This window comes from Pseudoalteromonas sp. S558 (assembly GCF_005886635.1).
GTDB classification, from domain to species: Bacteria; Pseudomonadota; Gammaproteobacteria; order Enterobacterales; family Alteromonadaceae; genus Pseudoalteromonas; species Pseudoalteromonas aliena.
Genome location: NZ_PNDU01000003.1, coordinates 1 through 1,752 on the forward strand (window position 1 = coordinate 1; position 1,752 = coordinate 1,752).

General features: G+C 40.8%; 2 protein-coding genes. Both read right to left on the bottom strand.

Annotated features, from left to right (window positions below):
- Positions 1 to 175: 175 nt before the first annotated feature.
- On the bottom strand, positions 176 to 445 hold the full coding sequence (locus CWB66_RS00095; RefSeq protein WP_138583853.1) for a hypothetical protein: 270 nt from the start codon (positions 443 to 445) through the stop codon (positions 176 to 178).
- 199 nt (positions 446 to 644) lie between these two features.
- Positions 645 to 1,592 (bottom strand): LysR family transcriptional regulator, encoded by a 948-nt coding sequence (locus CWB66_RS00100; protein ID WP_138583854.1) that lies wholly within the window; start codon positions 1,590 to 1,592, stop codon positions 645 to 647.
- Between the last annotated feature and the right edge of the window lie 160 nt (positions 1,593 to 1,752).

Below are 1,752 nucleotides of genomic sequence, written 5' to 3' on the forward strand. Positions count from 1 at the left end.
GCCCCTTATAGCTGAATTGTTTTCGCCAATTATACAAGGTTGATTCACCAATACCCATCTCGATAGATAATTGGTCTTTTGCTATATTATTTGGAGGCATCATCTTCTGAAGAGCCGACTCTTTGCTTTGCGCTGAATAATGTTTCATTGTTACTCCACACCCTCTATTTAATGGTTAAATATTAAGCGCGACAACTAGTCTGACAGAGAGGGATCTATCCCAAATAGCTCTTAAGTTAGGTGGTAAACTCGTAATCAATTGGTGGTATTTATTAACAATATCGTTTTGGGCATCTTCAGACGTTTCGAAAGAACCTAGCCAAACGCCTTCAGCCTCTTCGAGCCGAAATACCATCACTGCATCGCCCCAAAACTCGACAATTGGACTGATATCTTCTTTTGATTCAATATCTAAATCTATATTTAAGAAATGAATTTCGCTCATGAACAGGCTCTATGTTGATTAATATTATCGTTATTTTATAATTTTTACGGAATAACGCAAAGCGCTTAGCGCACCAATACACAGCATAACCGCTTTAGGTAACTGAATAATCAGTGAATACAACTGACCTACATATGCACACGCTTGAATACTTATTCGTTTGAATTATTACGCATAACATGCGAATGATTTAATTTTATCACCTATCCGCAATTGTTTTAGCAAACGCTAATAACTCACGTCTTAACCATTGATGTGCTGGTGCGTGGTGAAGCAGTGGGCTCCATATCATTTTCACCTCAATAGGGACTATTTGAAAAGGAACCTGGCTTATTACTAGGTTTGTATGTGTAGTGAGTAATTTAGCTTGGCGGCGTGGAAGGGTAGCAATAAGCTGTTCTGACTGGCAAAGCAGGCTTGCAATCATATAGTGGCGGGTAAAAACGCGTATTTTACGGGTTTGCTCGAGTTGCCAAAGTGCTTCGTCTACCCAACCGAGTTTTTGTTTTCCCGATTTATTAGTAACAGCGGCTTCTGGCCCCCAACCTGCACGGTTTACCCAAATATGTTCTTTCTCTAAGTAATCGTCTAAACCTGACTGTTGTAAAAAGGTATTTTTAGGATGGGATAAGCAACAGTAATTATCGCGCCATACGCTGGCTTGATGAAACGAGCGAGGCAGCCCATTAAAGCGATTTATGGCTAAATCGATAGTGCCTTTTTCCATGTCTTGCAGGTTTACGTCACTTGGGCTTAATACATCAAAATTGATACCTGGGTTTTTACTAAGTTGCGCGGTTATAAAAGGGGCTATTAAGGTCGACTCTATATAGTCGTTTGCCATTATTCTAAACGTAATGTTAGCGGTTGTAGGGTTAAATTGCTCACTAGGTTGGGTAATGGCCTCAGCCATTTTTAATAGGGCTTCAACTTCGGGCTTTAATGCAAGTGCTTTTGTCGTTGGTGTCATTGAGCCTGCGGCACGCACCAGTAGCGGGTCGTCAAATAAATCGCGTAAACGCTTTAATGCGTTACTCATAGCAGGTTGTGTAAGCGCGAGCTTATTTGCAGCTTTAGACACACTTTTTTCATCTATTAACACATTTAAATAAACGAGAAGGTTAAGATCGACGTTTCTTATATTCATATGGGCGTGTTGGCCTTTCAGGGTTGAAATTTGTTCAATCTAGGGGCGATTTAATCGCGGCGCGAGGTTTGCCACCTAGTGGGCTAAGTAAAAATCGAGCAACAAAGAGTTAATCGTCCCTAGAAAGAAACCCTAGGGCAGCGCATGTTTGGCATTTATT

Excerpts from the sequence above, each read along its gene's own strand:
- CWB66_RS00095 (WP_138583853.1), bottom strand. The coding sequence starts at position 445 with ATGAGCGAAATTCATTTCTTAAATATAGATTTAGATATTGAATCAAAA.
- CWB66_RS00100 (WP_138583854.1), bottom strand. The coding sequence starts at position 1,592 with ATGAATATAAGAAACGTCGATCTTAACCTTCTCGTTTATTTAAATGTG.